The sequence below is a fragment of the Halorubrum tibetense genome (assembly GCF_042661865.1).
Taxonomy (GTDB): domain Archaea; phylum Halobacteriota; class Halobacteria; order Halobacteriales; family Haloferacaceae; genus Halorubrum; species Halorubrum tibetense.
The window spans coordinates 1-4978 of sequence record NZ_JBHSWW010000182.1 but is presented as its reverse complement, the minus strand read 5'-3'; the positions used below and the strand labels follow the sequence as shown (position 1 = coordinate 4978).

Below are 4978 nucleotides of genomic sequence, written 5' to 3'. Positions count from 1 at the left end.
CCCGAGGTGACGGACGCGACGATCGCGATCGCCGGCGGGATCGCGGCGTTCCTCGTCCCGGTCAACGCCCGTCGACGGGAGTTCCTGCTCGACTGGGAGTACGCGCTTCGGCTCCCGTGGGGCGTGCTGCTCCTGCTCGGCGCGGGGTTCGCGCTCGCCCGTGCGTTCCAGCGCACCGGCCTCGACCGCCGAACCGCCGACCTGATCACCGGGGCAGGGATGACGGAGCTTGTCGGGCTCGTCGTCCTGCTCGCGGTCACGGTGGTCGTCCTGACGAACGTCACCTCGAACACGGCCACGGCATCGGTGTTCACGCCCATCGCGGTCGCGGTCGCGACGTCGATCGGCGCGCCGCCGCTGACGCTGATGGCGACGGTGGCACTCGCGGCGTCGTTCGCGTTCGTCCTCCCGGTGGCGACCGCGCCCAACGCCATCGTGTTCGGGTCCGGATATCTCTCCATCCCCGAGATGGCGAAGGTCGGGGCGGCCGTCAGCGTCACCGGAACCGCCGTCATCGTCGTCGGCGTCGTCTGGTGGCTCCCGTTCGTTTGGGGGTGATCGGACCGCGGTCCGCCGCCGGAACCGGAACCACTACGGCCGCCGCCCGACACCCTCCGACCATGCAACTGGGCGTTATCGGACTCGGGCGGATGGGGCAGATCGTCGCGAACCGGTCGATGGACGCGGGCCACGACGTGGTGGCGTTCGACCTCTCGGCGGAGGCGACCGCGGAAGCCGCGGAGAACGGCGCGGAGCCGGCGGACTCCGTCGCGGACCTGTGTGATCGGCTGGCGGCGGGCGACGAGGGGGGGAAACGGATCTGGCTGATGGTGCCCGCGGGCGACGCGGTCGACGCCACGCTCGGCGACCTGGAACCCCACCTCTCGGGCGACGACGTCATCGTCGACGGCGGCAACTCCCACTTCGAGGCGTCCGTCCGGCGCGCCGAGGGGACCGACGCCGCCTACCTCGACTGCGGCACCTCCGGCGGCCCCGCGAGCGCCGAGGAGGGCTTCTCGCTGATGATCGGCGGTCCCGAACCCGCATACGAGTCGATGACGCCCGTGTTCGACGCGGTCGCCACCGGCCCTGACGGCCACGACCGGATGGGCGAGTCGGGCGCGGGCCACTACGTGAAGATGGTCCACAACGGCGTGGAGTACGCCCTGATGCAGGCGTACGGCGAGGGGTTCGAACTACTCTACGACGGCCGCTACGACCTCGATATGGAGTCCGTGGCTCGCACCTGGAACAACGGCGCGGTGATCCGGTCGTGGCTGCTGGAGCTGTGTGAGGAGGCGTTCGCCGAGGAGGGGTCCGACCTCGGCGACGTCGCCGACCACGTCGCCGGCGGGTCGACGGGTACGTGGACGGTCCAAGAAGCGCTCGAACAGGAGGTGCCGGTGCCACTTATATACGGCGCGCTCGCCGAGCGGTTCGACTCCCGCAACGAGGGACGGTTCTCCCGGCGGCTCGCGAACCGGCTCCGATACGGGTTCGGCCGTCACGAAGTCGCTCGGCGGGACGGGGAGTAGGTAGTCGAATTCAGTTATATACTCCAGAGCGGCTCCAGTTATTCGCTTCGAACAGTTCTATTTGACCCTGTTGAAATCCTCAATTGGTGATAGGTCTCTCGCGTCGTGCTGAATAGAGAGATTACATCTCTCAGAATTCTGGGAATCGCCAGTCATCTATATGACACTCGCTCTCGTAGTTAGCTCATGACAGTGGATGTGCTCATGACGATAGAGGAGTTGTTAGAGCAAGTTCAAAAAGATATAGAGAACCCGGACGCAAGTTACAAACTCAGGACTGCGAGACAACTGCTCAGCATCCTTGAACAGCGTAACGAAGACCTGAGTGTGGCAGTCAGCGAAGCAGTTTCTGACGATGAGTTGCGTGACCGACTCCGCGAGTTGGGTTATCTAAAGCCAGCAGCTGACGACTTCGCCGGGTAGGCTTGTTACTTGTCCATACTGTTGGCGAATCCACCTACTTGATAGATAGTACACGGCCAATTCGCGCCCTGTGTTCAGCACGCGCCTCAGGTCAATGTTGATGAATTTACACAGGGTCTTTTAGTTATATACTGGCACGGCCGCGTGCGTTTATATACCGGATCGATACAGGGTATATGTACTGACATCGCGGAGGTGCATCTATTAGGCGACGGCGGACGAACGGTGTGTATGGTCGATATCCCTATCGAGACGCCCTCGGACGACGACGATCGGTCCGGCGACGATCGGCCGGGCGGCGACGATCGGTCCGGGAGCGATACCGGCGATACCGATCGGGTCGAGGGGACCCGCGACGGAGAGGGCGACGCCGCGTTCGTCCCGACCGGCGGGACGGTCCCGGAACCGATCCCGGACGACGAGATCCCCGCGTCGGTACCGGGCCGGTCGCGGGCTGTCCGGACGAACGGGGTGGACCTCCACGTCGTCGAGGCGGGTCCGGAAGACGGGAAGCTGCTGGTGTTGCTCCACGGGTTCCCCGAGTTCTGGTACGGCTGGCACGAGACGATCGCCCCGCTCGCGAACGCGGGATACCGGGTGGTCGTCCCCGACCAGCGCGGCTACAACCTCTCGGCGAAACCCCCGCGCGTGGCGGACTACCGGATCGGCGAGCTCGCCCGCGACGTGGTCGGGCTGATCGACGCCTACGGTCGGGAGACCGCGGCCGTCGCCGGTCACGACTGGGGGGCGGCCGTCGGGTGGTGGCTCGCGATCCACCACGCCGACCGCCTCTCGGAGTTCGTCGCGGTCAACGTCCCTCACCCCACCGTGTTCCAGCGCGCCCTGCAGGAGTCCTGGAGCCAACGGCTCAAGAGCTGGTACGTGCTCGCCTTCCAGCTGCCGACGCTCCCCGAAGCGGTCGCGAGCGCGGGGGACTGGCGGCTCGCAGTCCGAAGCCTCCGGGAGACCAGCAATCCCGGGACGTTCGACGCGGACGACTTCCGGCGGTACCGGCGGGCGTGGAACCGGGAGGGAGCGTTCGAGTCGATGGTGAACTGGTACCGCGCGATCGTGCGCGACCGACCTGAACCGGCGACGCCCGAGGTATCGGTCCCGACGCTCGTCATCTGGGGCGCGAACGACCAGTTCTTAGAGAAACGGCTCGCGGCCGACAGCGTCGAGTACTGTACGGACGGCCGACTGATCACCGTCGACACCGCGACACACTGGGTGATCCACGAGGAGCCCCACCGGGTCGCGGACGCCATCGCCGACCATGCCGACCCGCTCCCGCCCGGCGCGCGGGAGTGACGCGGCCCCAACCCTCCCCATCGACGATCCCCCGCTCGACGACGCCTTTTATTTCTCGGGGCCCGACCGACCGGGTATGGCCCTTGACCGATACGCAGACGCCGTCGACGACCTCGACCCGGTCGACGGGGAGGTCGCGACCGCCGAGCTCGTCGTCACCGACGACGTGCTCGTGAAGGCGTTCGTCCTCGCACCCGGCGGGGAGATCGACGCCCACGAGCACGCCGACGCGACCAACGTCTTCCACGTGCTGGAGGGGGAGCCGACCGTGGTCCGCGACGGCGAGAGCGAGCGGCTCGCCGCGCCGGCCGTCGGCCTCAACGAACGCGGCGACGTCCACGGGGCGCGAAACGACACCGACGACCGCGCCGTGCTCACCGCGAGCCTCTGTCCGCTCCCCTGATGGACGGCGAGATCGACCCCGACGAACTGGCCGATCTGGTCGGTGTCGGCCGCGACGACGGCGGTGGCGACGCCGGATCCAAGGACACCTCCGGCTCCGGGGTTCGGATCGTCGATATCCGCGACCGCCGGGCGTTCGACCGCGGGCACCTCCCGGGGAGCGAGTCGATCCCCTTCCCCGAGCTCACGACACGGATCGCCGAGCTGGAGGGCGCGGAGCGGGTCGTCACGGTCTGCCCGCACGGGATCGCCAGCAAGCAGGCGGCCCAGCTGATCGGCAGTTACGAGGGGACGGCCGACACCCGCGTCGAGAGCCTTCGCGGCGGGATCGAGGCGTGGGAACGCGACGTCGGGGCGCTCGAACGAACGGACAGGTCTGCCGAACGCGACGAGGAAGGAGCCGAAGAGGGCCCGGACGCGCCGTTCTGACGGACCGCGCGGCAGTCTGGCGGGGACCCTGAACCGGTGGAACCACCGGACCGTGCGGAAGTCGGCTGACGCGTTGGCTCGTGTCGGGCCGGACTGGGTCGTGCCGGGCCGAGCCTCGCTCAGTCCCGTCGACCGAGCACGGCGATCGCCGAGAGCAACGCGACGATGGCGACGACTGCGCCGAAACCGGGGACGCTCCACACCACGTCGCCCGGGGCCGTTTCGTCGCTTCCGCCCGCGGAACCGTCCCCGGCATCGCCGTCGACGGCGTCCTCGACCTGGACACTCACGGAGGCCTCACCGAGGGGGCCGGCGACGCTCACGGTCACGGCTCCGGAGTCGTTGAGGGCGACCTCGCGCTCGACTGTCCCCTCCGTTCCCGCGTCGAGCCTGACCGGCTCCGACCCGACGGACTCGCCGTTGACGCGGAACTCGACCGATCCGCCCGCCGGGATCGCTCCGTCGCTCCCGACGGTCGCGCGCACGAGGACGGAGTCACCCGCCACGATGCGATCGGCGTCGATCGAGACGTCACGGACGGCCACCGACCCGGGTTCGTCGACGACCACCGAGAGCGTCTCGCTCCCGACCCGGACCGTGTACTCGCCGGGGTCGGCGAACGCGTGCTCGAACCGTTCCGTCGTCTCGTCGCCGGCCTCGACGCTCCCCGACCGCGTGTCGACGGGCTCGCCGTCGACGTACAGCGACACCTCATAGCTCCCCGTTGTCCCCCCGGTGTTGGAGACGGCGAGGTCCACGCCGAGGCTCTCGTTCTCGACGAGCCGAACCGGGTCGCGGTCGACCGGGCGGTCGCGGTACTCGCCGCTTGCACGGATCCCGTCGGCGGCGAGGCCGTAGCCGACCTGGGCCGGCGTCTC

7 protein-coding genes are annotated in these 4978 nt (G+C 68.4%); 6 read left to right on the top strand and 1 reads right to left on the bottom strand.

The genetic code is table 11. From position 1 onward, the window contains the following. The 6 genes from ACFQEU_RS11265 to ACFQEU_RS11240 form a co-directional block, all read left to right on the top strand. On the top strand, positions 1 to 558 hold a 558-nt coding region (locus ACFQEU_RS11265), incomplete at its 5' end, for an SLC13 family permease (RefSeq protein WP_379782166.1). A 62-nt stretch (positions 559 to 620) separates the two neighbouring features. Beyond that, positions 621 to 1535, top strand: coding sequence for a decarboxylating 6-phosphogluconate dehydrogenase (locus ACFQEU_RS11260; RefSeq protein WP_379782164.1), 915 nt, complete (start codon positions 621 to 623; stop codon positions 1533 to 1535). A 186-nt stretch (positions 1536 to 1721) separates the two neighbouring features. Beyond that, entirely contained in the window at positions 1722 to 1958 is a 237-nt protein-coding gene (locus ACFQEU_RS11255; RefSeq protein ID WP_379782162.1) for a hypothetical protein, read from the top strand. Positions 1959 to 2189: 231 nt separating this feature from the next. Then, positions 2190 to 3269, top strand: coding sequence for an alpha/beta fold hydrolase (locus ACFQEU_RS11250; RefSeq protein ID WP_379782160.1), 1080 nt, complete (start codon positions 2190 to 2192; stop codon positions 3267 to 3269). A 76-nt stretch (positions 3270 to 3345) separates the two neighbouring features. After that, positions 3346 to 3672, top strand: a complete 327-nt coding sequence (locus ACFQEU_RS11245) for a cupin domain-containing protein (protein WP_379782158.1) — start codon at positions 3346 to 3348, stop codon at positions 3670 to 3672. Further along, positions 3672 to 4100: a rhodanese-like domain-containing protein gene (locus ACFQEU_RS11240; RefSeq protein WP_379782156.1), complete on the top strand. Its 429-nt coding sequence runs from the start codon at positions 3672 to 3674 to the stop codon at positions 4098 to 4100. Before ACFQEU_RS11245 ends, ACFQEU_RS11240 begins: the two co-directional genes overlap by 1 nt. Positions 4101 to 4219: 119 nt before the next feature. On the opposite strand, the gene ACFQEU_RS11235 is transcribed toward ACFQEU_RS11240, so the two are convergent. After that, on the bottom strand, positions 4220 to 4978 hold a 759-nt coding region (locus ACFQEU_RS11235), incomplete at its 5' end, for a CARDB domain-containing protein (RefSeq protein ID WP_379782154.1).

Coding starts and splice junctions, on each gene's coding strand:
- ACFQEU_RS11260 (WP_379782164.1), top strand. CDS start 621: ATGCAACTGGGCGTTATCGGACTCGGGCGGATGGGGCAGATCGTCGCG.
- ACFQEU_RS11255 (WP_379782162.1), top strand. CDS start 1,722: ATGACAGTGGATGTGCTCATGACGATAGAGGAGTTGTTAGAGCAAGTT.
- ACFQEU_RS11250 (WP_379782160.1), top strand. CDS start 2,190: ATGGTCGATATCCCTATCGAGACGCCCTCGGACGACGACGATCGGTCC.
- ACFQEU_RS11245 (WP_379782158.1), top strand. CDS start 3,346: ATGGCCCTTGACCGATACGCAGACGCCGTCGACGACCTCGACCCGGTC.
- ACFQEU_RS11240 (WP_379782156.1), top strand. CDS start 3,672: ATGGACGGCGAGATCGACCCCGACGAACTGGCCGATCTGGTCGGTGTC.